The 25196-nt window shown below is 70.8% G+C and carries 28 protein-coding genes; 11 read left to right on the forward strand and 17 right to left on the reverse strand.

Translation table 11 applies throughout. From position 1 onward, the window contains the following. Positions 1-123 precede the first annotated feature (123 nt). The 4 genes from ACZ7OH_RS16535 to ACZ7OH_RS16550 all read right to left on the reverse strand — a co-directional run bounded on the left by ACZ7OH_RS16535 (position 124) and on the right by ACZ7OH_RS16550 (position 4249). Positions 124-1278 (reverse strand): hypothetical protein, encoded by a 1155-nt coding sequence (locus tag ACZ7OH_RS16535; RefSeq protein WP_470281564.1) that lies wholly within the window; start codon positions 1276-1278, stop codon positions 124-126. A gap of 299 nt (positions 1279-1577) precedes the next feature. Further along, a complete protein-coding gene (locus ACZ7OH_RS16540) occupies positions 1578-2246 on the reverse strand; it encodes a response regulator (protein WP_470281565.1) in 669 nt (222 codons plus the stop codon). Then, the gene (locus ACZ7OH_RS16545; RefSeq protein WP_470281566.1) at positions 2243-3349 is read right to left on the reverse strand and encodes a sensor histidine kinase; all 1107 of its coding nucleotides are present in this window, start codon (positions 3347-3349) and stop codon (positions 2243-2245) included. The genes ACZ7OH_RS16540 and ACZ7OH_RS16545 overlap by 4 nt, the downstream gene beginning before the upstream one ends. A 66-nt stretch (positions 3350-3415) precedes the next feature. Then, a complete protein-coding gene (locus ACZ7OH_RS16550; protein WP_470281567.1) occupies positions 3416-4249 on the reverse strand; it encodes a helix-turn-helix transcriptional regulator in 834 nt (277 codons plus the stop codon). Between the two features lie 101 nt (positions 4250-4350). Here ACZ7OH_RS16550 and ACZ7OH_RS16555 point away from each other — a divergent pair, with 101 nt between their 5' ends. Beyond that, positions 4351-5775, forward strand: coding sequence for an MFS transporter (locus ACZ7OH_RS16555; RefSeq protein WP_470281568.1), 1425 nt, complete (start codon positions 4351-4353; stop codon positions 5773-5775). Here ACZ7OH_RS16555 and ACZ7OH_RS16560 read toward each other — a convergent pair. Beyond that, entirely contained in the window at positions 5741-5959 is a 219-nt protein-coding gene (locus ACZ7OH_RS16560; protein ID WP_470281569.1) for a DUF397 domain-containing protein, read from the reverse strand. The two genes, ACZ7OH_RS16555 and ACZ7OH_RS16560, sit on opposite strands and share 35 nt — an antisense overlap. Further along, the gene (locus ACZ7OH_RS16565) at positions 5956-6783 is read right to left on the reverse strand and encodes a helix-turn-helix domain-containing protein (protein WP_470281570.1); all 828 of its coding nucleotides are present in this window, start codon (positions 6781-6783) and stop codon (positions 5956-5958) included. The genes ACZ7OH_RS16560 and ACZ7OH_RS16565 overlap by 4 nt, the downstream gene beginning before the upstream one ends. Before the next feature lie 111 nt (positions 6784-6894). On the opposite strand from ACZ7OH_RS16565, the gene ACZ7OH_RS16570 reads away from it, so the two are divergent. Genes ACZ7OH_RS16570 through ACZ7OH_RS16585 form a run of 4 tightly spaced genes read left to right on the forward strand, consistent with a single transcriptional unit; the run spans position 6895 to position 9077 of the window. Continuing rightward, complete coding sequence (locus tag ACZ7OH_RS16570) at positions 6895-7221, forward strand: hypothetical protein (protein WP_470281571.1); 327 nt, start codon at positions 6895-6897, stop codon at positions 7219-7221. A 4-nt stretch (positions 7222-7225) separates the two neighbouring features. Continuing rightward, the gene (locus ACZ7OH_RS16575) at positions 7226-7750 is read left to right on the forward strand and encodes an RNA polymerase sigma factor (RefSeq protein ID WP_086675029.1); all 525 of its coding nucleotides are present in this window, start codon (positions 7226-7228) and stop codon (positions 7748-7750) included. Further along, complete coding sequence (locus tag ACZ7OH_RS16580; protein ID WP_470281572.1) at positions 7743-8636, forward strand: VOC family protein; 894 nt, start codon at positions 7743-7745, stop codon at positions 8634-8636. The genes ACZ7OH_RS16575 and ACZ7OH_RS16580 overlap by 8 nt, the downstream gene beginning before the upstream one ends. A gap of 45 nt (positions 8637-8681) precedes the next feature. Continuing rightward, positions 8682-9077 carry a hypothetical protein gene (locus tag ACZ7OH_RS16585; RefSeq protein WP_470281573.1) on the forward strand — a complete coding sequence of 132 codons (396 nt, stop codon included), beginning with the start codon at positions 8682-8684 and terminating at the stop codon, positions 9075-9077. On the opposite strand, the gene ACZ7OH_RS16590 is transcribed toward ACZ7OH_RS16585, so the two are convergent. From ACZ7OH_RS16590 to ACZ7OH_RS16600, 3 genes are read right to left on the reverse strand one after another with little or no spacing between them, the layout of a single operon-like run. Next, on the reverse strand, positions 9074-10840 hold the full coding sequence (locus tag ACZ7OH_RS16590) for a gamma-glutamyltransferase family protein (protein WP_470281574.1): 1767 nt from the start codon (positions 10838-10840) through the stop codon (positions 9074-9076). The two genes, ACZ7OH_RS16585 and ACZ7OH_RS16590, sit on opposite strands and share 4 nt — an antisense overlap. Before the next feature lie 29 nt (positions 10841-10869). Continuing rightward, the gene (locus ACZ7OH_RS16595; RefSeq protein WP_470281575.1) at positions 10870-11286 is read right to left on the reverse strand and encodes a VOC family protein; all 417 of its coding nucleotides are present in this window, start codon (positions 11284-11286) and stop codon (positions 10870-10872) included. A 29-nt stretch (positions 11287-11315) separates the two neighbouring features. Then, a complete protein-coding gene (locus tag ACZ7OH_RS16600) occupies positions 11316-12620 on the reverse strand; it encodes a UDP-glucose dehydrogenase family protein (protein ID WP_470281576.1) in 1305 nt (434 codons plus the stop codon). Positions 12621-12762: 142 nt separating this feature from the next. On the opposite strand from ACZ7OH_RS16600, the gene ACZ7OH_RS16605 reads away from it, so the two are divergent. After that, entirely contained in the window at positions 12763-13521 is a 759-nt protein-coding gene (locus ACZ7OH_RS16605; protein ID WP_470281577.1) for an SDR family NAD(P)-dependent oxidoreductase, read from the forward strand. A gap of 45 nt (positions 13522-13566) precedes the next feature. Here the strand turns inward: ACZ7OH_RS16605 and ACZ7OH_RS16610 are convergent, their stop codons facing one another. From ACZ7OH_RS16610 to ACZ7OH_RS16620, 3 genes are all read right to left on the reverse strand, one after another. Then, a complete protein-coding gene (locus ACZ7OH_RS16610; protein ID WP_470281578.1) occupies positions 13567-14220 on the reverse strand; it encodes a class I SAM-dependent methyltransferase in 654 nt (217 codons plus the stop codon). 132 nt (positions 14221-14352) lie between these two features. Further along, positions 14353-14982 carry a PadR family transcriptional regulator gene (locus ACZ7OH_RS16615; RefSeq protein WP_470281579.1) on the reverse strand — a complete coding sequence of 210 codons (630 nt, stop codon included), beginning with the start codon at positions 14980-14982 and terminating at the stop codon, positions 14353-14355. A gap of 82 nt (positions 14983-15064) precedes the next feature. Continuing rightward, on the reverse strand, positions 15065-16705 hold the full coding sequence (locus ACZ7OH_RS16620) for a TM0106 family RecB-like putative nuclease (RefSeq protein ID WP_470281580.1): 1641 nt from the start codon (positions 16703-16705) through the stop codon (positions 15065-15067). A gap of 90 nt (positions 16706-16795) precedes the next feature. On the opposite strand from ACZ7OH_RS16620, the gene ACZ7OH_RS16625 reads away from it, so the two are divergent. Continuing rightward, positions 16796-17257, forward strand: coding sequence for a DUF6474 family protein (locus ACZ7OH_RS16625; RefSeq protein ID WP_400901747.1), 462 nt, complete (start codon positions 16796-16798; stop codon positions 17255-17257). A gap of 71 nt (positions 17258-17328) precedes the next feature. Here the strand turns inward: ACZ7OH_RS16625 and ACZ7OH_RS16630 are convergent, their stop codons facing one another. From ACZ7OH_RS16630 to ACZ7OH_RS16645, 4 genes are read right to left on the reverse strand one after another with little or no spacing between them, the layout of a single operon-like run. Further along, the gene (locus ACZ7OH_RS16630; RefSeq protein WP_470281581.1) at positions 17329-18297 is read right to left on the reverse strand and encodes a glycine betaine ABC transporter substrate-binding protein; all 969 of its coding nucleotides are present in this window, start codon (positions 18295-18297) and stop codon (positions 17329-17331) included. Further along, a complete protein-coding gene (locus ACZ7OH_RS16635) occupies positions 18294-19073 on the reverse strand; it encodes an ABC transporter permease (RefSeq protein ID WP_400901751.1) in 780 nt (259 codons plus the stop codon). Before ACZ7OH_RS16635 ends, ACZ7OH_RS16630 begins: the two co-directional genes overlap by 4 nt. After that, a complete protein-coding gene (locus tag ACZ7OH_RS16640; RefSeq protein WP_400901752.1) occupies positions 19070-20236 on the reverse strand; it encodes an ATP-binding cassette domain-containing protein in 1167 nt (388 codons plus the stop codon). Before ACZ7OH_RS16640 ends, ACZ7OH_RS16635 begins: the two co-directional genes overlap by 4 nt. After that, entirely contained in the window at positions 20229-20876 is a 648-nt protein-coding gene (locus ACZ7OH_RS16645) for an ABC transporter permease (protein ID WP_400901753.1), read from the reverse strand. Before ACZ7OH_RS16645 ends, ACZ7OH_RS16640 begins: the two co-directional genes overlap by 8 nt. Positions 20877-21181: 305 nt before the next feature. On the opposite strand from ACZ7OH_RS16645, the gene ACZ7OH_RS16650 reads away from it, so the two are divergent. From ACZ7OH_RS16650 to ACZ7OH_RS16665, 4 genes are all read left to right on the forward strand, one after another. Beyond that, complete coding sequence (locus tag ACZ7OH_RS16650; protein ID WP_470281854.1) at positions 21182-21676, forward strand: hypothetical protein; 495 nt, start codon at positions 21182-21184, stop codon at positions 21674-21676. Positions 21677-21747: 71 nt separating this feature from the next. Next, complete coding sequence (locus ACZ7OH_RS16655) at positions 21748-22515, forward strand: YcnI family copper-binding membrane protein (protein ID WP_470281582.1); 768 nt, start codon at positions 21748-21750, stop codon at positions 22513-22515. Continuing rightward, positions 22516-23064, forward strand: coding sequence for a copper resistance CopC family protein (locus tag ACZ7OH_RS16660; protein WP_470281583.1), 549 nt, complete (start codon positions 22516-22518; stop codon positions 23062-23064). Then, positions 23064-24092 carry a copper resistance D family protein gene (locus ACZ7OH_RS16665; protein WP_470281584.1) on the forward strand — a complete coding sequence of 343 codons (1029 nt, stop codon included), beginning with the start codon at positions 23064-23066 and terminating at the stop codon, positions 24090-24092. Before ACZ7OH_RS16660 ends, ACZ7OH_RS16665 begins: the two co-directional genes overlap by 1 nt. Positions 24093-24304: 212 nt before the next feature. Here the strand turns inward: ACZ7OH_RS16665 and ACZ7OH_RS16670 are convergent, their stop codons facing one another. After that, entirely contained in the window at positions 24305-25192 is an 888-nt protein-coding gene (locus ACZ7OH_RS16670) for a phosphotransferase family protein (RefSeq protein WP_470281585.1), read from the reverse strand. Positions 25193-25196 lie beyond the last annotated feature (4 nt).

The raw sequence follows: 25196 nt of genomic DNA on the forward strand, positions 1-25196 counted from the left end.
TCCGATCGGCCGGCCACGGGCCGACCCGACTTCGCCTGTCGAATGCCATGCACATTGTGCACTTCAGGCCGCCCCGGCCGACCTGCGGGTCGATTTGTTATCCGGGCTTCCGCGACCGCCTGTTCAGCCGGGTGGCAGGACGGTCGCGACGGTGTCGCGAATCGCCTTGAGCCGAGCTTGCAGCTCGGCGGAATCCCCGGTTTCCCGCTGGGAAACGCCGACTCCCACCACGACGGCGCCCGAGGAGTACCAGAGAATGGCGACCCAGCCGTCGGTCCCCCGCTGCGTGTACATCAGGTCGTTGTCGGTGGGGCCGATCTGGGTGGCCGCCAGGTGCGCCCCGGAGAGGTTGTTCCGCAGTCCCGCCGCGAGGTGCTTCGCGTCGAAGACGGACAGCGTCGGGATCGCCATCAGCAGGTTGCCGTTGCGCGGCTTCGCCAAGTCGGACGACGCGCGGAAGATGATCTCCTTGGCTTTGTGGGACTGGAGCTGCTTGGCGTCGGCCTCGGTGATCACCTTCGCCTCGAGCGCCTTGTCGATCGACATCGTCGAATCGGCGTCGTTCGGCTTGCCCGGCAGCGCCGGCAGTCGTTGGTCGAGCGGGATCTGCGGATCGATGGCGCCGTTCGTCGGCGCCGCGGTGGTCGGCACCAGCGGCAGCGCGGCGTCGGAGTGGTTGTCGGTCCGGGTGCCGAGCCAGTAGGTGCCGCCGACGACCAGCACGAGGACCACCACCACCCCGAGGGTGAGGAACAGCCAGACGGGACGGCCCTGCCCGTCTTCGCGGCCGGGGAACCGGTGCCGGCCGGGCTCCGCTTCCGGGCCCGTCGGCGCACCGGCGTCCCCCGCGACCGGCGGGAACCGGCTCAGCGGCGACGGCAGCGGCACGTGCCCGTCGACGCGCAGGTACCGGGTCGGGACGATGTCGGCCGGGCTCGGCGCGGTGGTCATGTGGTCCGGCAGGACGGGGATCCCGCTCGGCGCCGGCGTCTTCGCCGCCTGCGGTGTCCGCATCCAGGGGCGTTCCTGCGGAGTGACCGGCTTCGGCACGGGCCGCGGCGCGGGAACCGGCTCGGCCGGCGGGGCGGACGCGGGGTTCGTGCTCTGCCACGAGCGCTGCCCACCCGGCCGGCGCAGCGGCGAAGGCACCGGCGACGGCACGGTGGAACCGGAGGCGGCGGCGAGGAGTTCGTCCCGTTGTTTGCGGTGCGTCGCGGGCTCGATTCGCCCGGCTGCCAGGTCTGCGTCGAGTCGGCGCAGATCTTCCTGCCAGCTCATGTTCGACCCCCATCCACCGTTCGGGGCATCAGTCTGGCACGAAGGGCCGACCTGCGAGGTTGCGGTTTGCGGTTGATCCGCAACGTAGCGGAAGAAGGGGGCTTTGGGGAGCCTTCCGTGAGTGCCCGGTTACTTAGCCCGAAGGTGTGACTTCGGCCGTGTCGATGAACGCCGTCCCACTGTCGCGCGCCTTCTGAGCAGAGCATCGGGCCGGGAAGGAGGCACCATGATCTGGATTTGCCTGGTCGGTGTCCTCGCCGTCGTGTTCCTGGTGCGGACGTTCCGCGTGGTGCGCCGGGTCAGGCGGAGTGACGTGGGGTGACCAGCCCCGACTCGTAGGCCAGCACCACCAGCTGCGCCCGGTCGCGGGCGCCGATCTTCGTCATGATGCGGCTGACGTGGGTGCGGGCCGTCGCCGTCGAAATCACCAGGTGGGCCGCGATCTCGTCGTTCGACATGCCGCCCGCGACCAGGCCCAGCACCTCGCGCTCGCGGTCGGTGATCTCGCGGACGGCGCTCGTGTCGATGCGCCGGTTCTCCGGGCGGCCGACGAACTCCTGGATCAGCCGGCGCGTGACTGTCGGCGCCAGCAGCGCTTCCCCGCTCGACACGACCCGCAGCGCGCGCAGCAGCTCGACCGGCTCGGTGTCCTTGAGCAGGAACCCGCTCGCGCCCGCGCGCAAGGCCTCGTAGACGTACTCGTCGACGTCGAAAGTGGTCAAGACCAGCACCTTCGTCCCCGCGAGGTCGGGGTTCGCGGTGATCCGGCGGGTCGCTTCGAGGCCGTCGACGCCGGGCATCCGGACGTCCATCACCACGATGTCCGGCTTGTGCTCGACGGCGCCGGCGACCGCCTGCTCGCCGTCGCCGGCCTCGCCGACGACCTCGAAGCCGTCTTCGGTCTCCAGCAGCACGCGGAACCCGGCGCGGACCAGGACCTGGTCGTCGGCCAACAGGACGCGGATCATGCTTCCCCCTCGATCGGTAGTTCGACGCACACTTCGAAACCGCCGTCGACCGGCCCGGCGGTGCACCGCCCGCCGAGCGCGGCGGCGCGTTCGGACATGCCCCGCAGGCCGTGGCCCGGCGTCGGCTGGGCGGTGCCGCGGCCGTCGTCGCGGACCTTGACCGAGAAGACCCCATTTTGGCGTTCGAACCGGACGTTCACGTGTTTTGGCTGCTCAGCGTGCCGGACGACGTTCGTCAACGACTCTTGCAGGATCCGGTACGCGGCCGCGTCGACCGGCGCCGGGAGGTCCCCGGCCTCGCCGTCGACGTCGACCGTGAGCCCGGCGTCACGCGCGTGGTCCAGCAGCTCGGCGGCCTGCGCGAGGCTCGGCGCGGGCGCCTTGTCCTCACCCGAGCGCAGCACGGCCAGGGTCGCGCGCAGGTCCTTGAGCGCGGACGCGCTGGCCGCCTTGATGTTCAGCAGCGCCTCTTTCGCCTGCTCGGGCCGCCGGTCGGCGACGTGCGCGGCGACGCCCGCCTGCACGTTGATCATGGCGAGGCTGTGCGCGACGACGTCGTGGACCTCGCGGGCGATCCGCAGCCGTTCCTGCTCGGCGAGCCGGTGCCGGTGCTCGTCGGCCTGCTCGCGCCGGGCGGCGAGCGCGTCGAGCTGGTACCGGACGGCGGTCCCGACCCCGATGACGGCGGTCAGCCAGACGACGAGGAAAGCGGCCCCCGCTTCCAGCGTGAACGACCTCGTCACGACGACGTGCCAGACGTACGCGGCGGCGAGCGCGCAGCTGCCGGTGATGCCCGCGGTGAGCGGCCCGCGTTGCCGGGTCAGCACGAACAACGCGATGGTCGGTACCAGGATGACCGGCCCGCCGGGCAAGCCCGACGAGTAGTAGCCGAACGCGGACGCGGCCCCGACCAGGAAGAGCGTCAGTGGGAAGCGGTGGACGAAGAGCAGCGTGAGGACGGTCGCCGCGAGCCAGGCGAACCCGGCCGGCGGCAACGGCGACGCCCCGGGCTGCCACCGCGACGACGCACTGGTCGCCCCGAGCACGAAAACCAGGACGACGATGGTGCGCGCCAAGCGTCCTGCCCACGGCGGCCTTCTCATGTCGCGAAACTACCGGTCGCGGCGCGGCGGCGCGTCCGTCTCGGAGCGCGCTCGCGGCGTACGTCGTCAGTCGAACATGAGGGGCAGCTTCGCCGCCGTCTCCTCGTCGGCCGGGGTGTAGGTCGACATCGTGATCTCCGAGCGGCGGCCGTAGTAGAGGTACGTGAAGTTGAACCGCAGCAGGCCGACGTCCGGGTGCAGGTAGCGCTTGGTGCGGATGGGCTCGGAGTTGACGTCGTGGTGCGGCCAGAGCTCGGCGAACAGCGGCGACTCGGCCTTCAGGCGCTTGACCAGGCTCTTCCACGCCGGCTCGGCGACGTGCTCGGCCATCGCCGCGCGGAAGGACGCGATCACGCGCGGGATGTTCGTGTCCCAGTCGAGCATCCGCCTGCGCCACTCCGGGTTGAGCAGGCACTGGACCAGGGTGTTGCGGTCTTCGAACGGGATCTGGTCGACCTCGCCCATCAGCCAGGTGTAGCCGCGGTTGTAGGCCAGCAGGTCGCAGCGGGCGTTGCGCACGGCGACGGGGTACGGCTCCAGCTTCTTGAGCATCAGCTCCATCGACGGCGTGATGACCTGGCAGTCCTTCTCGCTTTCCGGCTCGGGCGCGCCGGCCAGGCGGAAGAGGTGGGTGTGCTCGTGCGGGTCGAGGCGCAGCGTGCGCGCGATCGCCTGCAGCACCTGCTCGGACGCGTTGATGTCGCGGCCCTGCTCCAGCCACGTGTACCAGGTGACCCCGACGCCGGCGAGCTGCGCGACCTCTTCGCGACGGAGCCCCGGCGTGCGCCGACGGCCGTGCAGCGGGAGCCCGACCTGCTCGGGCGTGATCCGCTCGCGACGGCTGCGCAGGAACCTCGCGAGCTCCTGCCGGCGGAGGTCGGATTCGACGGCGGTGGTCATGGTGCCAGGATCGCACGTCTCCGAACCTGGTACCAGGTAGTCGCAATACCTGGATAAACGGCAACTGGTACTAGTTTGAGTTCGGGCCGATCGTAGTACCCATGACCACGACAGAATTCGCGCCGAGTACCTCCGGCGCCCCGGCCCGGCCGGGACTGACCCCCGCCGGCCTGGTCACGGTGCTGCTGGGGGCGGCACTGCCCATCATCGACTTCTTCATCGTCAACGTCGCGCTCCCGACGATCGATGCCGACCTCCACGCGTCCACGGCCACCCTGGAACTGGTGGTGGCGGCGTACGGCATCGTGTACGCGGTCCTGCTGGTGGTCGGCGGCCGTCTCGGCGACTCGTTCGGCCGGCGCCGGCTGTTCTTCATCGGCCTGTGGCTGTTCACCCTGACGTCCCTGGCCTGCGGAATCGCCCCGACGGCGACCACCCTGGTGATCGCCCGCGCCGCGCAGGGGGCGGCGTCGGCGTTGCTGCTGCCGCAGGTGCTCTCGATCATCCAGGCGACGACGTCCGGCGAAGAGCGTTCCCGGGCGCTCGGGCTGTTCGGCGCGACGGGCGGTCTCTCGACGGTCGTCGGCCAGCTGCTGGGCGGCGCCCTGGTGGCGGCGGACGTCTTCGGTACCGGCTGGCGGCCGATCTTCCTGGTCAACGTGCCGATCGGGCTGGTCGTGCTGCTGATGGCCCGCCGGCTGCCGGAGAGCCGCGCGCACAACCCGCTGGGCATCGACCGGCTGGGGACGCTGTTGCTGGCGACCACTCTGCTGTCGTTGCTGGTCCCCCTGATGGAGGGCCGCGCGCTGGGCTGGCCGGTGTGGTCGATCGTGCTGCTGGCGCTGTCGCCGTTTTCGGCCGCGGCTCTGGTGCACGCCGAACGACGTCTGGAGCGCAGGGGTGGCACGCCGCTGCTGCCGCCGTCGGTGATGCGGCTGCCGAGCGTGCGGCGCGGGCTGATGGTGGCGGTGCCGTTCTTCGTCGCGTTCGGCTCGTTCATGTTCGTGTTCGCGATGACGTTGCAGGAGGGTCTGCACTTCGGCCCGCTCGGTGCGGGCGGCGCGCTGACCCCGACGGCGGTCGCGTACTTCACGGTGTCGATGCTGAGCAGCCGCCTGGTGGCGCGCTACGGGCAGAAGGTCGTGCCGGTCGGCGGAGCCATCGTGGTGCTCGGCATGGTGGCGCTGCTGTGCACGACGCTGGCGGCCTGGCCGAACGTGACCATTCTCGACTTGGCCCCGGCGATGGTGGCGATCGGCGTGGGCAACGGCCTGGCGTCGACGACGTTGTTCCGGATCGTGCTGTCCCACGTGCCGACGGACCTGGCCGGCGTGGGTTCCGGGGTGATGACGACGAACCAGCAGACGTCGCTGGCGCTGGGAGTGGCGGTGCTGGGGAGCTTGTACGCGGAGCTGTCGGGCTCGCTGGGCAGCCGGGACGCGTTCGCGTGGGTGATCGGGGTGGTGGCGCTGCTGGCGGCGGTGGTCGCGATCACCGCGCGGCGGTTGCCGGACCCCCGGGTGTGACGGTGGAGAGGAAGGCGGACCACGCGGCCGGCGGCACTTCGAGTGCCCCGGCCGTGGGGGCTTTCGAGTCCCGGGCGGCTACGGCTTTGCCGATGAACGCCACCTCCACGCAGTCATCGTTGACACCGCCGCCGCTGTAGCTGCTCTTACGCCAGTTCACGATGATTGCCTCCGCTCGGATCACACCTCGGCGATCATCCTCGCGATGAGCTTGCGCGAGTCCTCGTGATCCAGGGCGCGATCGGCGAGATGGTCGAAAGTCAGCCTAGCAGCGCGAACTTCCGCCTCCTTCTCGATCTGAAGCGAGCCGAAACCGTAAGAGAGATAAGCCAAGTCGGGCTCCGCCCGGTCGGGAAAGCCCGCGAGGATGAAGTTGCTGTAGAGGCCATCGTGCGAGCCGACGGCCTGCGGCAGCACTTGGATCTCGACGTTCGGCAGCTCGCCCGCCGCGAGCATGCGACGCAGCTGCGCTGCGTCGCATGGCTCGCGGCGGAGGGCGAACTCGTCAACCACCGTGTGCAGGTTCAGCACGGGCGCCTCGGTCAGGCGATTCTGGCGGCGCAGCCGGACCCGCACCTGGTTCTCGAGCAGCTCACCTTCCACGGGGTCGCGGGCACCGGCGAAGGTTGCGCGCATGTACTCCTCGGTCTGGAGCAAGCCGGGGATGAAGCCGAGCTGGTAGTTCCGGATCCAGGAGGCTTCGGCTTCCACACTCACGAAACCGCGATCGCTCAGCCCGAACGCGTGCCACCAGCCCTTTTCCTTGGCGTAGTCGAACATCCGCACGTACTCGCCGTAGTCCGAGCTGATGATGCCGTAGCGGTCGAGCAGCGCCAGAAAATCGTTGTAGCCCGGGATGAACCCCTGCTCGATCCGGCTCATCTTCGACGTCGAGAACCGCAGCGGGCGGCCCGCGTCCTCTTGGCTCAGCCCGGCCGCCTCGCGTAGCTTGCGCAGGGTGCGACCGAGCTGGCGTCGCCGGTAGTTCGGCTTGGTCGGCCGGTCCATGGTGGTCACCCCTCGCTGTCGATCAACCACGAATCGTAGGCCGGGTGTGCCGATGTGGGATTCCCGAGTGCGGGCCGTGTCGCGCTGACTTGCGTCGAGAACCTGCAGGTCATGGACAGGTACGGCTACCCCCACGAGCTCGAGTACCGGCGCGAGGCCGACGGCTCGCGGGTGCACGAATACACCGAACTCGTCGACGACATGGGGTTCGTCCTGGAGCACCGCAGCGAGCGGTACCAGGGCTGGACCGTCCGGTACGGGACCGCCTGCGCGCACGACTACCTGTCCCGCAAGCGCGCCCGGCCGGGGACGTTCGTCGTCAGCGTCTACCGGCTCTTCCCGGGGCGGCGGGACCACGTCGTCACCATCCGGGTGACTTGGCCGCCGAAAAAAGCGAAAGTTCACCCGTCGGAAAAGCCGCGCGCCGGACGACTATGAGGGTGTGACGGAACCTCGGGTACGACCGGACCCGGCCTTCGCGCTGCTCGGGCTCTACGAGACCGCGCTGCCGGAGGTCTACGGGTACCTGCTGTCCCGGTGCGGTGACCGCACGCTCGCCGAGGAACTGACGTCCGAGACGTTCCTCGGGGCGGTCGCCGCCTGTCGCAAGGAGTACGCACCTCCAGTGAGCACCGGGTGGCTGATCGGCGTCGCCCGGCACAAGCTCGCCGACCACTGGCGGCGCAAAGAACGTGAGGAACGCGGCCTGCGGCTGGTGCACGACAGCGAGCCGGACGTCGACGACCCGTGGGACGAGCGGCTCGACGCCCTGCGCGCGAGACAGGTGCTCGAATCCCTCGGGTCGCACCACCGCGCGGCCTTGACCCTGCGGTACGTCGACGGCCTCGGCGTACCCGAAGTCGCCGGCCACCTGGGGCGCAGTGTGCACGCCACGGAGGCGTTGCTCGTGCGGGCCCGTGCCGCGTTCCGGCGCGCCTACGAGGAGAAGGAGGGTCGCGATGCCTGAGCCTTTCGACGCGCTTCGCCGGCCCTCCGCGCGGGTCGAGCCCGACCCGGACTTCGCCGCCGAACTGCGCGACAACCTGCGTCGCGTCATCTTGAACGGAGCCGATATGACGACCACTACCGAGGCACCGGCCACCAACGCCGAACTGCGCTCGCTGACGCCGTACCTCGCGGTGTCCGACGCGCGGGCCGCGCTCGACTTCTACGTCGAGGTGTTCGACGCGGTGCGCCGGGGCGAGCCGATCCTGATGGACGACGGCCGCATCGGGCACGCCGAACTGGCCATCGGCGACGCGGTGCTGATGCTCGCCGAGGAGTACCCGGAGATCGGGCACGTCGCCCCGCGGGAAGGCGGCGCGTCGGTCCGGGTGGAGGTGCCGGACGCGGACGTTTCGGTGAACCGCGCCCTGGAGCTGGGCGCGACGCTGATCCGCGCGGTGAGCGATTCGCCGTACGGGCGAGGCGGCTCGTTCCGCGACCCGTTCGGCCAGCGCTGGCTGGTCTCGCAGGCGGCACCGACGCCTGCCTCTGCCTCTGCCTCGCCGAAGCAGGGCGAGGCCATGTACTTCACGTTCCAGGTCCCGGACGACGCGCCGGCGAAGACGTTCTACGGCGCGGTCCTGGGCTGGGAGTTCACGCCGGGCTCGCAGGAGACGGCGTGGAACATCCAGGGCCACGGCCTGCAGGGCGGCCTCTGGGGCGGCCCGGGCCGTCAGGTCGGCTGGAAGCTGATGTACGCGGTCGACGATTTGTCCGCGGCGCTCGCGCGGGTGCGGGAGCAGGGTGGCCAGGCGGGCGAGGTGGAGAACCACCCGTACGGGCTGACGGCCGACTGCACGGACAACCAGGGCATCGAGTTCTACCTCTGGCAGCAGCCGGCGCAGTGAGCAATCCCATCCGCCGGGCCATGCGTTCGGGCGCACACTCGAAGCATGGCCGGGCAATGGGTGCCGCGTGACCACGACGAGCTGACTGCCGGATGGCGGTTGTGGCTCGAGCTCGGCTCTTCGGCTTGGCCGCGGCCGGGGTGGAACGGCACCCCCGCCGAGGCGGTGCGGGGATTGCGGGAGCTGATGGGCATGTGCGAGGAAATCCTCGCCGGCTACCTCGCCGCGGGTGGATCGCAGGGTGCCGAGGTCGCCGCGTTGCTGCGGTCGATGTACCTCGCCGCGAGCTGGACCTGGAAGCTGTGGAAGGACGACCTCCTGCCGCTCGACGACGAACGGGCCGAGCTGCTGCACCGGGATATCGCCGGGTTCGCCGACCACGCCCAGGGCGTGCGGACCCTGCTCGCCGAGGGTGGGGGTTGGGCCTCGCTCGCGCTCTAACGGCCGGCTGCGTAGCCCTGCATTCCTCGGGCGTTCGCCGCTGCTCGGAGGAGGCCTTCCGAGCGGGACACCGCCGACAACCGGCCCAGGGCCCAGTCGCCCGCGTCGATCAGCGAGTGGCCGCGCTCGCGCAGGGCGTCCAATGTGGACTCACCCAGCCGCGACTCCACCACCAGCTCGCGCGGGTTCCACGAGCGCGGATAAAAGGAACTCGGGAAGGCCGTCGTGTGCCAGGCCGGCGCGTCGATCGACTCCTGCAGGTTCAGGCCGCCGTACACGTGGGCCAGCCAGAAGCACAGCTGCCACTGGTCCTGCTGGTCGCCGCCCGGGGTGCCGAACGCCAGCGTCGGGACCCCGACACGCAGGGCCAGCGACGGCGACAGCGTGATCCGGGGGCGCTTGCGCGGCGCCAGGGAGTTCGGCAGCCCCTCCTCCAGCCAGAACATCTGGCCGCGCGAATCCAGGCAGAAGCCCAGCGACGGGATCGTCGGGCTCGACTGCAGCCAGCCACCCGACGGCGTCAGCGACACCAGGTTGCCCGCCGCGTCGACGACGTCCAGGTGGACCGTGTCGCCGCGCGTCTGGCCTTGGGGACCCACCGTCGGCTCGCCCGTCGCGCCGCCCGCCGACTGGACTCCCTGCAGCGAGTCCAGGATCGCCGGGAGACGCGCCGGGCCGCGGGCGTCGCCTGGCCGGAGCGAAGGAGACGCCGTGTCGTCGATCAGCGCGCGGCGGGAGTCCGTGTAGGACGCCGAGAGCAGCACGTCCAGCGGCACGTCCGTGTCGCCGTACCAGGCCTCGCGGTCCGCGAAGGCCAGCTTCGCCGCTTCGGTCGCCAGGTGCACCGTGCGCTCCGACGGGATTCCGTCCACATAGGACAGCTCGTCGCGGAAGCCGTGCAGCAGCAGCGCCTGCTGCAGCAGCGCCGGGCCCTGCGTCCAGCCACCCATCTTGACCAGGCGCCAGTCGTCGACGTCGACGAACGCCGGTTCCTCGTACGTCGCCGACCACGACGCCAGGTCGTCTCCGGTCAGCAGGCCCGCGTGGTCGCGGCCCGAGTCGTCGCGGAACGCCTGACGGCTGAACTTCTCGATCTCTTCGGCGACGAACCCCTGTGACCAGGCACGACGTCCGGCGTCGAGCTGCGCTTCACGCCCCGAGACGGACTCCGCTTCGCGCAGGAGCCGCTCCCACGTGTCCGCCAGGACCGGGTTGCGGTGCAGGCCCGAAGCCGGCTTGCCGTCCGGCATCCACAGGGCCGCCGACGTCGGCCAGTGCTCGGTGAACAACCCGGACACCGCGCTGATCGTGTCGCTGACCCGCGACACCAGCGGGACGCCGTTGCGCGCGTAGCCGATCGCGTACGACAGCACCGCGCGCAGCGGCTTCGTCCCGTAGTCGCGCAGCAGCAGGAGCCACGCGTCCCACGCGCCGGGGACGGTCGCCGGGAGCAGGCCGCTGCCCGGGATCAGCTCGAGCCCCAGCGACGCGAAGTGCGCGACGGTGGCCCCCGCGGGCGACGGGCCTTGGCCGGCCAGCGCCCGCGGGGTCGGGTCGTCCGCCGTCACGAAGAGGCCGGGCACCTGGCCCGCCGGCCCGCACAGGTGCGGCTCGGCGACCTGCAGGACGAACCCGGCGGCGACCGCCGCGTCGAACGCGTTGCCGCCGTCCTCCAGCACCGCCATCCCGGTGGCCGAGGCCAGCCAGTGCGTCGATGCCACCATCCCGAAGGTGCCGGCGAGCTCCGGCCTCGTCGTGAACATGCCCCCGATAGTACGCAAAGCTAACGAATTTACCAGCGTGCCGGACGCCGCCGGTCCGGCTCGTACGGCTGCGTGATGATCTCCATCCCGTTGCCGCCGGGATCGAGGAAGTAGACGCCACGGCCGCCGTGGTTGTGGTTGATTTCGCCGACCTGCTGCATCCGCGGGTCGGCGAAATAGGTCACGCCCGATTCGACGAGCCGCGCGAAGACGGCGTCGAAGTCGTCTTCGGGGACCAGGAAGCAGTAGTGCTGCAGGCGAAGGTCCGCTTCGGGGACGCTCGCGAAGTCCAGCCGGACGCCGTTGCGCGTCTCGACGGGGATGAACGGACCCCACTCTTCCCCGACTTCGAGGCCGAGCAGGGTCGCCAGGAATTCGGCGGATTCCCGGTTGTTCCGGGACGGGACGATCAGATGGTTGAGTTCGACGGATACGGATACTGGCACGATTTCGGATCGTAGCCAGCGCTACCCGGTCAAGACACCTTGATTTTCGCCGCCGCCCGTGGCCGCCCGACGCCCTGCCAGGACAGGCCCGCGTCGACGATCACCCGCGGGTCGAGCAGGTTCCGCGTGTCGACGACGTCGATGCCCTCCATCAGCTCGGCCATCGCGGCCCAGTCGAGGTGCTTGAACTCGGCCCACTCGGTCAGCACGACGACGGCGTCCGCGTCCTTCGCGACCTGGTAGGCGTCGTCGACGACGGTCATCCCGGCGATCTCGCCGTCGACGGCCGGGTCGTAGGCGACCAGGTCGGCGCCCAGCGCGCACAGCACCGAGGCCACGGCGAGGGCGGGCGAGTCGCGCAGGTCGTTCGTGCCCGCCTTGAACGCCAGGCCCAGCACGCCGATCCGCGCGCCGGCCAGCGTGCCGCCGACCGCGCCGGCGATCTTCGCGACGATCCGGTCGCGCTGGGCGATGTTCTCGTCGATCGCTGACGTCAGCATCTTGAAGTCGTAGTTGACCGACTCGGCCACCTTGACCAGCGCGCTCGTGTCCTTCGGCAGGCACGAACCGCCCCAGCCGGGGCCGGGCTTGAGGAACGTCCGGCCGATCCGGCGGTCGTAGCCCATGCCCTCGGTGACGAGGTTGATGTCCGCGCCGAGCCGTTCGCACAGCTCGGCGATCGAGTTGACGTAGGAGAGCTTCAGCGCGAGGTAGCAGTTCGCGGCGTACTTGACCAGTTCGGCGCTGGCCGCGTCGGCGACGACGACCGGCGCGTCGAGCTCGGCGTACAGCTCGCCGACCCAGTGCGCGGCCGCGCGGTCGTCCGAGCCGACGACGATCCGGTCCGGGCCCAGGAAGTCGGCGACCGCGGTGCCCTCGCGGAGGAACTCGGGGTTCGACACCACCGGCACGTCGGTCCGGCCGAGCATCGCCTGGATCCGCTTCGACGTGCCGACCGGCACGGTCGACTTGGTGACCAGGGCGCACCCGGCGGGCAGGACGTCCCCGATCTCGGCGGCCACGGCTTCGACCGCGCGCAGGTCCGCCGAGCCACCCGCACCCATCGGCGTCGGGACGCAGAGGAACACCGCCTGGGCGTCGCGGACCGCGTCCCGGGCGCCGACGACGAACTGGAGACGGCCGGCCGCGAGCCCGCGGGTGACCAGGTCGGCCAGCCCCGGCTCGAGGATGTCCACGCGCCCGGCGGCGAGGCGCGACACCTTCGCGCGGTCGACGTCCACGCAGGTGACGGAATGCCCGAGACTGGCCAGGCAGGCCCCCGTGGTCAAGCCGACGTAACCGGTCCCTACCACCACGATCCGAGCTGGCGTCATGGTGCTGAAGGTGACAGCCGGAGTTGACCACGACGCTAACGGAACCGGTCGTACCCGGGAGCGGTGAGCGAAGACACGAACCCCGCGTGCGAACGAGCGTTAACCTGAGTCGGCGAATCGGACCACGAAGGGAACGGCACAGATGCAGATCACCGACACCGCGGCGCTCGTCACCGGGGGCGCGTCCGGCCTCGGCGGGGCGACGGCGAAGGCCCTCGCGGCCAAGGGCGCGCGGGTGTTCGCGCTCGACCTGGCGCCGTCCATCGAGAAGGCCGAGCAGGTCGACGGCATCACCTACGTCGAGGCTGACGTCACCGACGTCGAGCAGGTCGAGGCCGCCGTCGCGACCGCGTCCGGCTCCGGGGTGCCGCTGCGGACCGTGGTGAACTGCGCCGGCATCGGGCCGTCCGCGCGGATCCTGTCCAAGAAGGGCCGCCACGACCTCGCGCTGTACGCGAAGGTCATCCAGATCAACCTGGTCGGGACGTTCAACGTGCTGACCGTCGCGGCCGAAGCGATCGCGAAGACCGAGCCGCTCGAGGACGACGCCCGGGGCGTCATCATCAACACCGCGTCCATCGCCGCGTTCGACGGCCAGATCGGGCAGGTCGCCTACTCGTCGTCCAAGGGCGGCGTCGTCGGCATGACGCTCCCCGCGGCCCGCGACCTGGCCTCGCACGGCATCCGCGTGCTGACCATCGCGCCGGGCATCGTCGACACCCCGATGCTGGCCACGGTCAGCGAGGAGTTCCGCGCGACGCTCGCCGCCGGCATCCCGTTCCCGAAGCGCCTCGCGCGGCCGGACGAGTACGCGCAGCTCGCGCTGTCGCTCATCGACCACGACTACCTGAACGGCGAGGTCGTCCGCATGGACGGTTCGCTCCGGATGGCCCCGCGCTGACGCCGGAGGGCGGCACTTCCCCCAGGAAAGTGCCGCCCCGTCGGGTCAGCGGGTCAGGCGGACCTCCAGGCCGATGCCGTCGGTCGTCACCGAGCAGCCGCCGAAAGCGCTTTCGGCGGCCAACGCCTCGAACTGCTCCCGGGTGAACGCCCTGCGCCGCAGCCACCCCAGCGCCTGCCGAGTGGTGAACCCGGCGACCGCGCCGACGTTCATCCCGGCGACCTCGCGCCCGATGTCCGCGGCGGTGGCCTCGTGGTTCAGGTCGTGGATCACGGCGAACCCGCCCGGGCGCAGCACCCGGTGCATCTCGTTCAGCGCCGCGACCGGCTGCCGGAAGTTCTTGAACGCGGCCTGGCAGACGAGGAAGTCGAACGACTCCGCGTCGAAGGGCGCGTGCGTGATGTCGCCCTGCCGGAAGTCGACCTCCAGGCCCGCGCCGTTTTCCCGGGCGATCTCGACCATCGTGTGGCTGATGTCCAGCCCGATGACGCGGAAGCCGCGCTTCGCCAGCTCGACGGCGAAGAAGCCGGGCCCGGGAGCGACCTCCAGGACCTCGGCACCGTCCGGCCACCCCGCCGTGAGCTCGGCCGCTTGGCGCCGGTACTGCGCGAGCTGGGCCTCCGTGCCGCGGTTCTTGGCGTACCAGCGGGCCTGGAAGCCCTCCATCTCGGGAACCTTGTGCTTGCGGGTGGTCTCCATGAGTCTCTCCTCTTCGGGTGAACCGAACCGGAGAGCCGCCCGGTTATCCTCGTGGTGCCACCTCGGGGCCGGGCGTGCTCGGTTCGGGGTCGAGGACCCCGGGCGGTGTGCCAGCACCTCCCGGGGTCCGTGCTATTTCTCCACGAACTCCCCCAGGTCGTCGGGGAATTCGCCAGTCTCGTACCAGCGGCGCCAGGGTTCAACGCCCGGCAGGGTGCCGCTGGTCAGTTCTTCGAGGAAGCCGCGGACCCAGCGCGCCTCCGCCTCCGTCATCGCGAGGTCGTATTCGACCTCGACGAGGAAGACCCGTGGCAGCACCGCGCGCAGCTGCTCGAGGCTCGCGCGCTGCCCCGCGGCGCGTTCTTCGAGGTCCTGGGCTCGTTGCCGCAGCAGGCTCACCGTCTGGTCCGGGCCGAGCACGCCCATCAGCGACAGTCCGGCCTTGAAGCGCGGCGGCTCACGGTCGAGCGTGCCGACGAGCTCGCCGACCCAGTCCTCCATCTCCGCGTGCCCGGCAGGCGTGATCCGGTAGACGGTCCGCTCGGGCCGTCCGCCGTCACGCACGCTTTCGACCGCCTCCAGGAACCCGTGCTTCTCGAGGTTCGCGACGACCGTGTAGAGCGAACCCCACTTGATCGGCAGATCCGCGTCCTTGCCGCGCTGCTTGAGCACCGCGGCCATCTCGTACGGGTGCATGGGCCGCTCGACCACGGCGGACAGCACGGCCAGACCCAGCAGGTTGCCGACCTTCCGCCGCTTCATCCCGAACTCCTCGTTCACGAGTACTCGCAGACGAGTATACGCAAGACGTGCCAGCAGGCAAGTGTCTTAGTTGATGAACTACTCAGAGATCGAACATGTACGGCACTTCGGCCTGCGCCCGGGCGTCGATCCACTCGCGCAGCGCGTGGGTCGCCAGGACGTCGTCCTCGTTGTAGCGCAGCAGCCGCTCGCGCTGCGTTGCGTCCGGGGTCTCGCCGTCCATGCCGACCGCGTCGCGGTACCAGCGCATCGATGCCTCGCCGCCCGCCTCCGGGTCGCGCCACGAGAAGCCCGCCACCGGGGCGATCACCTTCAAGCCCTTGCCCTGGGAGCACAGGAACTGGTCGGTGACGCTGCGGAAGAGGTCGACCCACTCATCCGAGTCCACAAAGGACTGGATTTCCTTCTTCGTGGGAATGCCCGGGTGGTCGCCGAAGCGCTCGACCGAGCCGAAGAGCCAGCGGTTCTCGGCCAGCGCGTTGTAGCAGTACGCGCGGAAGGTCAGGCCGGCCGCTTCGGTGCGCTCGCGGACGTCGGTGAGCCACGCCCAGAACTCGGCGAAGGACCGAGCCTCGTCGTCGGTCGGCAGCGGATCCCACGTCGCGAAAGCGCGGTAGCCCGGCGCGACACCGATGTCGGCGCCCGTGAGCAGGCAGCCCCAGAGGTACGCGCCGGCGTCGCCGAAGCTCTCCATGTCGACGTCGACCTCGACGTCGGCGCGCGGGACCTCGACGCGGTCGACGCGGCGCACCAGCGTCAGGTCGGCCAGCCAGGCGCGGGCGAGGACTACCGCGTCCGGGAACGTCACGCCCGTCCAGTTCACCGCCGGCGGCTCGCCCGTCGGATCGAGCGCGGCCAGCTTGTCCACAGTGGACACGCCGGCGCGGCGCAGCTCCACCGCGTCCTCGCCGCGGACGACGAGGCTGACGTCGCGGGTCTCGGTGAGCACCACCTCGCACGTCGGCCACCACGGGCAGCGGCGGCACTCCAGCACGCGCGACGGCTCGGCCAGCGGCTCCTCGCCGTTCGCGGCCGCCGTCGCGATGGCGAGCCGGTCGGCGAACCGGACCTGGTACTCGGTGAGCGCGCTGCGCCCGCCCGGCCAGGTGCCCGCGGTGAGGTCGTGCCAGACGACGACGTCGGCGTCGAGGCCGATGACGCCGCCGAGGGCGAGGCTCTCGTCGGCCTGGCCGAGCGTCTGCAGCATGCGGCGGGTGTGCACGAGCCGGAGCTGGTCGCGCGGCTGCGACCGGACCTTGCGGCCGTCGTCGGCCTTGCGGTGCGCCGGGTCGAGGTCGGTCAGCTCCGTGACGATGGCTCCGGCACCGCGGTCGGAGATCCGGTGGCGCACGACGAGCACCGGGACGTACCCGCGGCCGGTGCGCACGAGCAGGTCGACGCCGCCGCGCCGGTGCCCGGCCGCGTCGACCGGGAACAGCGCACCCCAGACGTACTGCGCTTCAGCGGCGAAGGCCTGCTCGGTCAGCTCGACGCGTTCGTGGGCGGGCAGGTCGCGGTCGATCTTCACCCAGTGGCCGGGATTGGCCGCCATCAGCCTGCTGACGATGTCCTCGCGGTGGGCGGTGGCGTCGGCGATCCGCTGCTGCGCCGTGGGGTCCGGCGGGGAAAGCGGTACCTCGCGCATCGTCGGGTCGTGCTCCAGGTGCACGCGACGACGGCAGCGGCTGACCGCGCCCGCGTCGAGTACCACCTCACCCTGCATGGAGATCACTCTAGATTCCCACCGCCGAGCCGACATGCCCGCCACCCTGGCTACCAGTAAGTTCGACGTCGACACGTCGCAGGAGGTGCCATGGCGCGCAAGGCCAAGGTCGAGGGTGAAGCCAGGTTCACCCCCAAGAAGGCGAAGAACGCGATCGCGGTGGCGAAGGTGCTCGGGCCGGCGGTGATCCCGGTGGTCGCGCCGTTCGCGGTGCGCGCGGCGGGCGCCGCGCGGGACGCGTACGACCGCTACCAGGCGCGCAAGCTGGGGGTCTCGGTCGACCGGCTGGGCGAGTACACCGGCCGCGGCGCGGCTCTGCACGCCCGGATCGCGGGGCTCGCCGACGGCTGCCGCGACCTGCAGAAGTCGGAGAAGGCGTCGAAGGCGGACCAGGAGTTCGTGACGGACTCGCTGAGCACGCTGGAGCAGCTGTCGGCGTCGGTGCGCGCGGCGGAGCGGATGCCGGCGGCGCGGCGCAAGGCCGTGCACCGCGCGGTGGCCGGCGAACTGGAGCGGCTGGAAGGCCAGCTGCTGCACCGGCTCGGGATCTGACGGCACCGGCCGGCACCGCGAGACTGTCGGTGCCGGCCGGTAGCGTAGAAAACGGGGGGCGCCCCCGCGGGCTACTTCACGAAGCCCTTCTTGACCATCCAGTCGTGGGCGACCTTGCCCGCGTCCTGGCCGTCGACGTCGACCTGCTTGCACAGCTCGACCATCTGCTGGTTGTCGAGCGCCGCGGCGATCTTCTCCAGCGGCCCGCGGACGTCCGGGTGCTGCTTCAGCCACTCCGTGCGCAGCGTCGGGGCCGCGTTGTACTGCGGGAACGCCTTCTTGTCGTCCTCGAGCACCCGCAGGTTCAGCCCGGAGATCCGGCCGTCGGTGGTGAACACCTCGCCGACCGGGCAGGTGCCGCCGGCCACCGCCGAGTAGATCGTGCCGATGCCGAAGTTCTCGATCTTCGGGTTCTGGAAGCCGTAGGCCTTCACCGCGGCCGGGAAGCCGTCCTGCCGGCTGGTGAACTCCGTCTCCAGGCAGAACACGTTCTGGTCCGGCTTCTGCTTGAGGAACGCCGCGAGGTCCGACGTCGTCTTCAGGTTGTTCTTCGCGCCGTACTCCTCGGTCACGGCGAACGCGTACTGGTCGTTCAGCGGCGAGTAGTTCAGCCACGTGACGCCGAACTTCTCCTCGTCCGCCTTGGCCGTCGCCTCGTACTGGGCCTTCTCGCCGCCGGGTACTGGGAGCTCGTTGCCCTGGTAGTTGATCCAGCCCGTGCCCGTGTACTCCCACGTGACGTCGGTCTGGCCGGACAGCAGCGCCTGCCGCGACGAGTTGGACCCCTTGATGTCCGACAGGTCGACGACGTCCGCGCCCGCCGCGGACAGCGCCATCTCGGACATGTAGGCCAGGATGATGTTCTCGGTGAAGTCCTTCGACCCCACCGTGATCTTCAGGCCCTGCAGCGACGGGATCGGCTGGATCGTGCCCGGCTGGATGTCGTAGGGCACCGCCTGGTTGACCGTCAGGCCGCACGCCGAGAGCGTCGCGCCCAGCACGGCCACCCCGAAAGCGGCAGTCAGTCGCCGGAGTTTCATCGCAGCCCCTTCGGTCCGAAGTACTGTTCGGCGACCGCGCCCAGCCAGTCCACCAGCAGCGCCAGCGCGACGGCCAGCACCGAGCCGGTCACCAGCACCGAGGTCAGGTTCAGCTTGTAGCCGGTGTCGATCAGCAGCCCGAACCCGCCGGCGTTGACGAACATGCCGAACGTCGCCGTGCCGACCGCCAGGACGAGCGACGTGCGCAGGCCGGCCAGGATCAGCGGGACGGCGAGCGGCAGCTCGACCCGCCACAGCACCGCGGACGCCGACATCCCGATGCCGCGGCCCGCGTCGATCAGGGCCGGGTCGACCTGCTGGATACCGACCATCGTGTTCCGCAGCACCGGCAGCAGCGAGTAGAAGGCCAGCGGCAGCGCCGCCACCCACAGCCCGCCGACCGCGCCGGTGACGATGAACCACAGCACCAGCACGCCGAGCGCGGGCGCGGCCTGGCCGATGTTGGCGATCGCCAGGAAGACCGGCGCGAGGAAGCGCGCCCACGGCCGCGTCACGATCACGCCGAGCGGCACGGCGACCAGCACGACGATCGCCGTCACCACGAGCGTCATCAGCACGTGGTCCCACAGCGCGGTCAGCAGCGACGACGCGTTGAGCGTCTCCTTCTCCGTCGCGTTCAGCCCGCTGGAGAACACCCAGATCAGCGTCACCGCGACGATCACCAGCACCACGATGGGCTGGGCGAACAGCCGGACGCGTTCCGCGCGCTTGGAGCCGGACTCGGTGCTGAAACCGGTATCGACGGCAGCCGTCATGCGGACACCTCTTCGCCGTTCGTGTGCTCCTCGCGCAGCTGCTGGATGGTCGCGATCACGGTGTCCAGCTGGATGGTGCCCGCGTACTCGCCGCGCGCGCCGGTCACCGGCACCGAGCCGCCTTCGGCGAGCATCGCCTCGAGCGCGTCCTGCAGCGTCGACTGCAGGCTGACGATGTCCCGCAGCGGCTTGCCGGCGGTGGCCAGCGACGCCCCGGGCGTCAGGTCGCGGACGTGCACCCAGCGCGTCGGGCGGCGGCGCGCGTCCAGGACCAGCGCGAAGTGCTTGCGCTGGTCTTCGAGCTTCTTGCGGATCTCGGCCGGGTCGTCGTCGACCGTCGCGGTCAGCGCGTCCTGCGCCAGCTCGACGTCCCGGACCCGCAGCAGCGTCAGCTGCTTCAGCGACGCGCCCGCGCCGACGAAGCCGGCGACCGTGTCGTTGGCCGGGTTGGCCAGGATCGCCTCGGGCGTGTCGTACTGCATGATCGACGACTGGTTGCCGAGCACCGCGATCTTGTCGCCGAGCTTCACGGCCTCGTCGAAGTCGTGCGTGACGAACACGATCGTCTTCTTCAGCTCGCCCTGCAGGCGCAGCAGCTCGTCCTGCAGGTTGCCGCGGGTGATCGGGTCGACCGCGCCGAACGGCTCGTCCATCAGCAACACCGGCGGGTCCGCGGCGAGCGCCCGCGCGACGCCGACGCGCTGCTGCTGCCCGCCGGAGAGCTGGCGCGGGAAGCGGTCGCGGAAGTCGGCCGGGTCGAGCCCGACCAGGTCCATCATCTCTTCGACCCGGTCGTTGACCTTCTTCTTGTCCCAGCCGAGCAGGCCGGGCACGACCGCGATGTTCTGCGCCACGGTGAAGTGCGGGAACAGCCCGGCCTGCTGGATGGCGTAGCCGGTCCGGCGGCGCAGGGTGTCGACGTCGAGCTTGAGCGCGTCCTCGCCGCCGATGGTGATCTTGCCGGAGGTCGGCTGGACCAGCCGGTTGATCATCCGCATGGTCGTGGTCTTGCCGCAGCCGGACGGGCCGACGAAGACGACGATCTTGCCCGCGGGCACGACCATCGAGAAGTCGTCGACGGCCGCTTCGCGGGTGCCGGGGTACCGCTTGGTCACGTGCTCCAGCTCGATCTCGACGCCGGAGACTTCCTCGTTCTCAGCCACGGACACCCCTAGAAATGGTGAAGCGCTTGATCAGGACGTAGACGCCGTCGAGCAGCAGGGCGAGGATGACGACCCCGACCGTGCCGGTGACGGCTTGGTTCAGGGAGTTCGTGCTCCCCGCGTTCGTGAGCCCGGAAAAAACCTCGGCGCCGAAGCCGGGGCCCTTCGCGTAGGCGGCGATCACCGCGATGCCCATCAGCATCTGCGTGGCCACGCGCATGCCGGTGAGGATCGCGGGCCACGCCAGCCGCAGCTCGACCCGGGTCAGCACGCCGAAGCGGCTCATCCCGATGCCGCGCGCGGCGTCGGTGATCGCCGGGTCGACGCCGTCGAGCCCGACGATCGTGTTCCGGACGATCGGCAGCAGGCCGTAGAGCACCAGCGCGATCACGGCCGTCGTCGGACCGAGCCCCGAAATCGGGATCAGCAGGCCCAGGAGGGCGAACGACGGGACCGTCAAGATCGTGCTCGCCAGCGCCGTGGCCACCGCCGAGCCGACCGGGCTGCGGTAGACCGCGACCCCGATCAGCACGCCGAGGACCGCGGCGAGGATCGTGCACTGCACCACCATGCTGGTGTGCAGGTAGGCCTCCAGCCAGAGCTTGCTCGCCCGGTCGGAGATGTAGTCGAAGAGGTTCATCCGTGTCCGCTCTCCCGCCCCTTGTGCAGGGTCTTCACCCGAACGGGCTAGTTCCTGACCGACGGCTCAGTACCCAGCTCCTGGCCGGTCCAAACCCCCGTTTCGGCCCACCGGTTCCGCCCACCTTGGCCTTGACGGGCGTGATCGGCAACAAATGACCTGAACCACGGCGTGGCGTGGTCCGTGAACTCGGTGTGTGCTCACTTCACGGGATCACACGCTCACCCGGGGAAAGGTCCCTTAGGCTGCTCCTCATGAGCGTTCCGGCACGGCGTCCCGCCGTGCTCGGTGCTACCCGGGGTGCATTGCTCGCCGTGTCCGCCGCGGCGCTGTCCGTGACCGCGCACCGGCTCGCCGACGGCGGCCTGCCCGACCCGGCGATGACCGTGCTGCTCAGCGGCCTCTTCGGCTGGACTGCGACCGCGCTGGCCCGCAAGGCGCGCGGCCCGGTCGCCACGATCACGCTGCTCGGCGCCGCCCAGCTCGTGATGCACCTGCTGCTCACCACGCTCACCGGCCACCACGACATGTACGCGATGCCCGGCAGCTCCGGGCTCGGCATGGTGGCCGCGCACTCGGTCGCCACCCTCGTCACCGCGCTCCTGCTCGCCCGCGCGGACGCGACGCTGCTGACGGTCCTGGCCGTGCTGCGCGCGATCCTGCCGCGTCTGCTGACCCCGCTGCCGGTGCCGGCCGCGGCCCCCGCCCTCGTCCCCGCCCGCACCGCGGCGCCGGGGCACCTCGTCGGCGTCGACCTGCGCCGGATCCGCGGGCGGCGCGGCCCGCCCGTCCACTCCTGAAACCCAGCTCATCCCCCTTACAGCGGACCCCGAGTCCGCTGCCTTTCCTTGAGTTCATCAGGAGTGAACCCATGTCCCAGCACGTCTTCAAGCGCGCCGGTTTCCTCGCCGCCACGGTCGGTGTCGCCGGTCTCCTCGGCGCGGGCGTCGCCTCCGCGCACGTCACCGCCAACGTCTACGGCTCGCAGCCGACGAAGGGCGGCTACGCCGCGATCGTGTTCCGCGTGCCGAGCGAAGAGCCGACCACGATGACCACCAAGGTCGCCGTCGACTTCAAGGCCGACTACGGCATCGGCAGCGTGCGGACCAAGCCGCTGCCCGGCTGGACCGCCGAGGTGACCAAGTCCAAGCTGCCCACCCCGGTCACCAAGGACGACGGCACGAAGATCACCGAAGCCGTCACGGCGGTGACCTGGACCGCGCAGCCGGGCAACGAGCTGAAGGCCACCGACTACCAGGAGTTCTCGGTGAGCTTCGGCCCGCTGCCGACCAACGTGGACGAGGTCGAGTTCCCGGCGCACCAGACCTACAGCGACGGCAAGGTCGTCGACTGGAACCAGCCGACCCCGGCCGGTGGCCAGGAGCCGGAGCACCCGGCACCGACCGTCAAGCTGGCCGCCAAGGTCGCGGGCGACGGTGACGGCGACCAGGCCGCGATGGGCGCGAACACGGCGTCCACCACCGGGGAGCACACTGAAGCCGCGGCGGCGACGTCGGACAGCACGGCCCGCTGGCTCGGCGGGGCCGGCCTGCTCGTGGGCGCCATCGGCCTCGGCGTCGGGGCCGGCGCGACCATCCGGGCCCGCAAGGCCACGGCCAAGTCGGGAGGCAACAGCTAAATGCGCGGTGTGCTCGTCGCGCTGGCGTTGACGGTGGTGGCCGTGCTCGGCACGGCCACCCCGGCGCTGGCGCACAACGTGCTGATCTCCTCGGACCCGGCGAACGGCTCGTCCGTCCCCGCCGGCCCGCAGAAGATCAGCCTGACGTTCGACCAGTACGTGCAGGGCGCGGACGTCAACCAGATCGCGGTGACCGGACCCGGCGGCGGCCAGTGGGCCGAGGGCCCGATCAGCGTGGTGAACAACGTCATCAGCGCGCCACTGCGGCCGCTCGGCCCGGCGGGCAAGTACACCGTCGGCTACCGGGTGCTGTCCGCGGACGGCCACCCGGTGACCGGTGAGCTCTCCTTCACCCTGACCGCGGCGGGCACCGGCACGCCGGCGACCGTCGACGCGGCGAAGTCGCCGGGCAGCTCGTCGCAGGCGGCACCGCAGTCCGGCTCGACCGGGGTGCCGATCTGGGTCTGGATCGCCGGCGCCGTCGTGCTGCTGGCGATCGGGCTGACCGTGGCCCTGCGCTCGGGCCGGTCGGTGGAAGAGAAGAACTGATGACCCAGGCCGAGACCACCGCGAAACCCCGCTATTCGACGCTGCTCTGCGTCGTGACGGCGGGCTTGCTCGGCGCCCTGATCGGCGTCGCGCTCATGTCCACCACCCCGGTCCCCGGTGTCGTGGAGCCGAGCGCGGTGGTCTCGGCCGGCATCCCGGTCGTGCGGGTCCTGCTCGACCTCGCCGCGGTCACGACCATCGGCCTCGCGCTGCTGTCGGTGCTCGTCGGCTACGACCGGCCGAAGCTGACCGAGCCGATCCTGCGGCTGGCCCGCCCGGCCGGCGTCGCGGCCGCGCTGGTCTGGGCGACGGCCGCGGTCGTCGCGCTGATCCTGCAGACCGCGGAGTACAAGCCCGGCTCGTCGACGCTCACCGCCGGGGACATCGGCAAGTACATCGCCGACGTCGGCGCGGGCAAGGCGCTCGTCATCGTCGCCGTGCTCGCGCTCGGGCACGCCGGGATCGGCGCGCTGGCGCTGCGCTTCGGCGAGAAGGTGCCCGCCGAGGTCCGCGTCGGGCTCGGCCTGTTCGCGCTGCTGCCGCTGCCGGTCACCGGGCACGCGTCGAACTGGAACTACCACGACTACACGATGATCTCGATGGAGCTGCACGTCATGAGCGCGGTGGCCTGGACGGGCGGCCTCGGCGCGATGACCGTGCTCCTCGTCGCGAACCGGACGCTGCTGGCGCATGCGCTGCCCCGGTTCTCGAAGCTTGCGACGCTCTGCCTGATCCTCTCCGCGGCGACCGGGCTGTTCAACGGGCTCGTCGAGATCTCGCTCAACCCGACCATCGGCTTCTGGGCGGCGATCTTCACGACGCCGTACGGGCAGCTGTTCGTCCTGAAGTTCCTCTGCACCGGCGTCATCGCGCTGCTCGGCGCGTACACCCGCTTCCGGCTGATGCCGCAGATCGTCCGGCACAACCGGACGGCGCTCGCCGCGTGGGCGACACTCGAGCTGACCGTGATGGGTTTGGCGTTCGGTTTCGCGGTGGTGCTGACGCGGGCGCCGGTCGTCGCGTCCTGAAAGCCCTTCCCCGCAGGTAAAACCCGGTGTCAGGTCACGCCGCGTAGCTGCAACTTGCGCATTGGGATGACGAGTAGACCATTGGAGGCGACCGGTCGGGCCGAACTTTCTACCCAGAGCTGACCGCATTTCGCAAGCGACGAACGGTCATCTGCAGTCGGCGAATGCACGTGCAATCTGTGGCCCCGGTCACATGAAGTGACAGACGTGGCTCAGCGGTAACGCGTCCAGCGTGCGTCCGTCCGGCCGTTGCGGAGGTCGTCCAGACGGCGGAACAGCTCGGGCCGCACCTGCGGACGGCTGCGCAGGATCGGCAGCACGCTCGTCGTCAGCTTCAGCTCGCGGATCCCCCGGAGCACGGCGAACCCGGACCACGAAGTCACGTCGAAGCCGTACGCCGCGGCGAACGTCCGGTAGTGCACCGGCGGGTCACCGAACCGCTCGCGGCCGACCGCCAGCGGCGTCAGGTCCCACTCCGGCGGGCCGACGCACGAGGAATCGAAGTCGCAAAGCACCGGCCCGTCGGGGCCGGGGATGACGTTGCCGGGGTACGCGTCGCCGTGGACCAAGCCCCTGGGCAGCGGGAACTCCAGCTCGGCCAGCGCGGCTTCGAGCTCGGCGCAGCGGTCGAGCAGGAACGCGCGATCGGTGGCGCCGAGCTCCTCGGCGTCGGACACCCGGGCCCGCACCGCGGCGAACGGCGCCCACTCGGCGAGGCCGTCGGGCGCCGGCAGCGCGTGCACCTGGCACAGCAGCCGGGCCAGGTCGGCCGACGTCGCGGGCCGGCCGATGCTCGGCACCTGGTGCCACACGGTCACGAGGTGCCCGTCGACCGCCATCGGCTGCTCGACGGTGTCGAGCAGCCGGATCGCGGGGACGCCGTGGCGTTCGAAGTGCCGAGCCACCCGGACCACCGTGCCGACGCGGTGCCGCAGCTGGGTCGAGCCGACGATCCGGATCACGAACGGCGCCGTGACCAGCGCGTACACGGCGTTGTTGGTGAACCGCAGGAGCCGCGCGCCGGCCGGGTCGAGGCCCAGTTGCGCGCAGGTCGCGGCGAGCACGCCACGCAGCTTGCCGGAGGTGAACCGGCCGTCCAAGACG

This window comes from Amycolatopsis sp. NPDC114478, assembly GCF_055633805.1.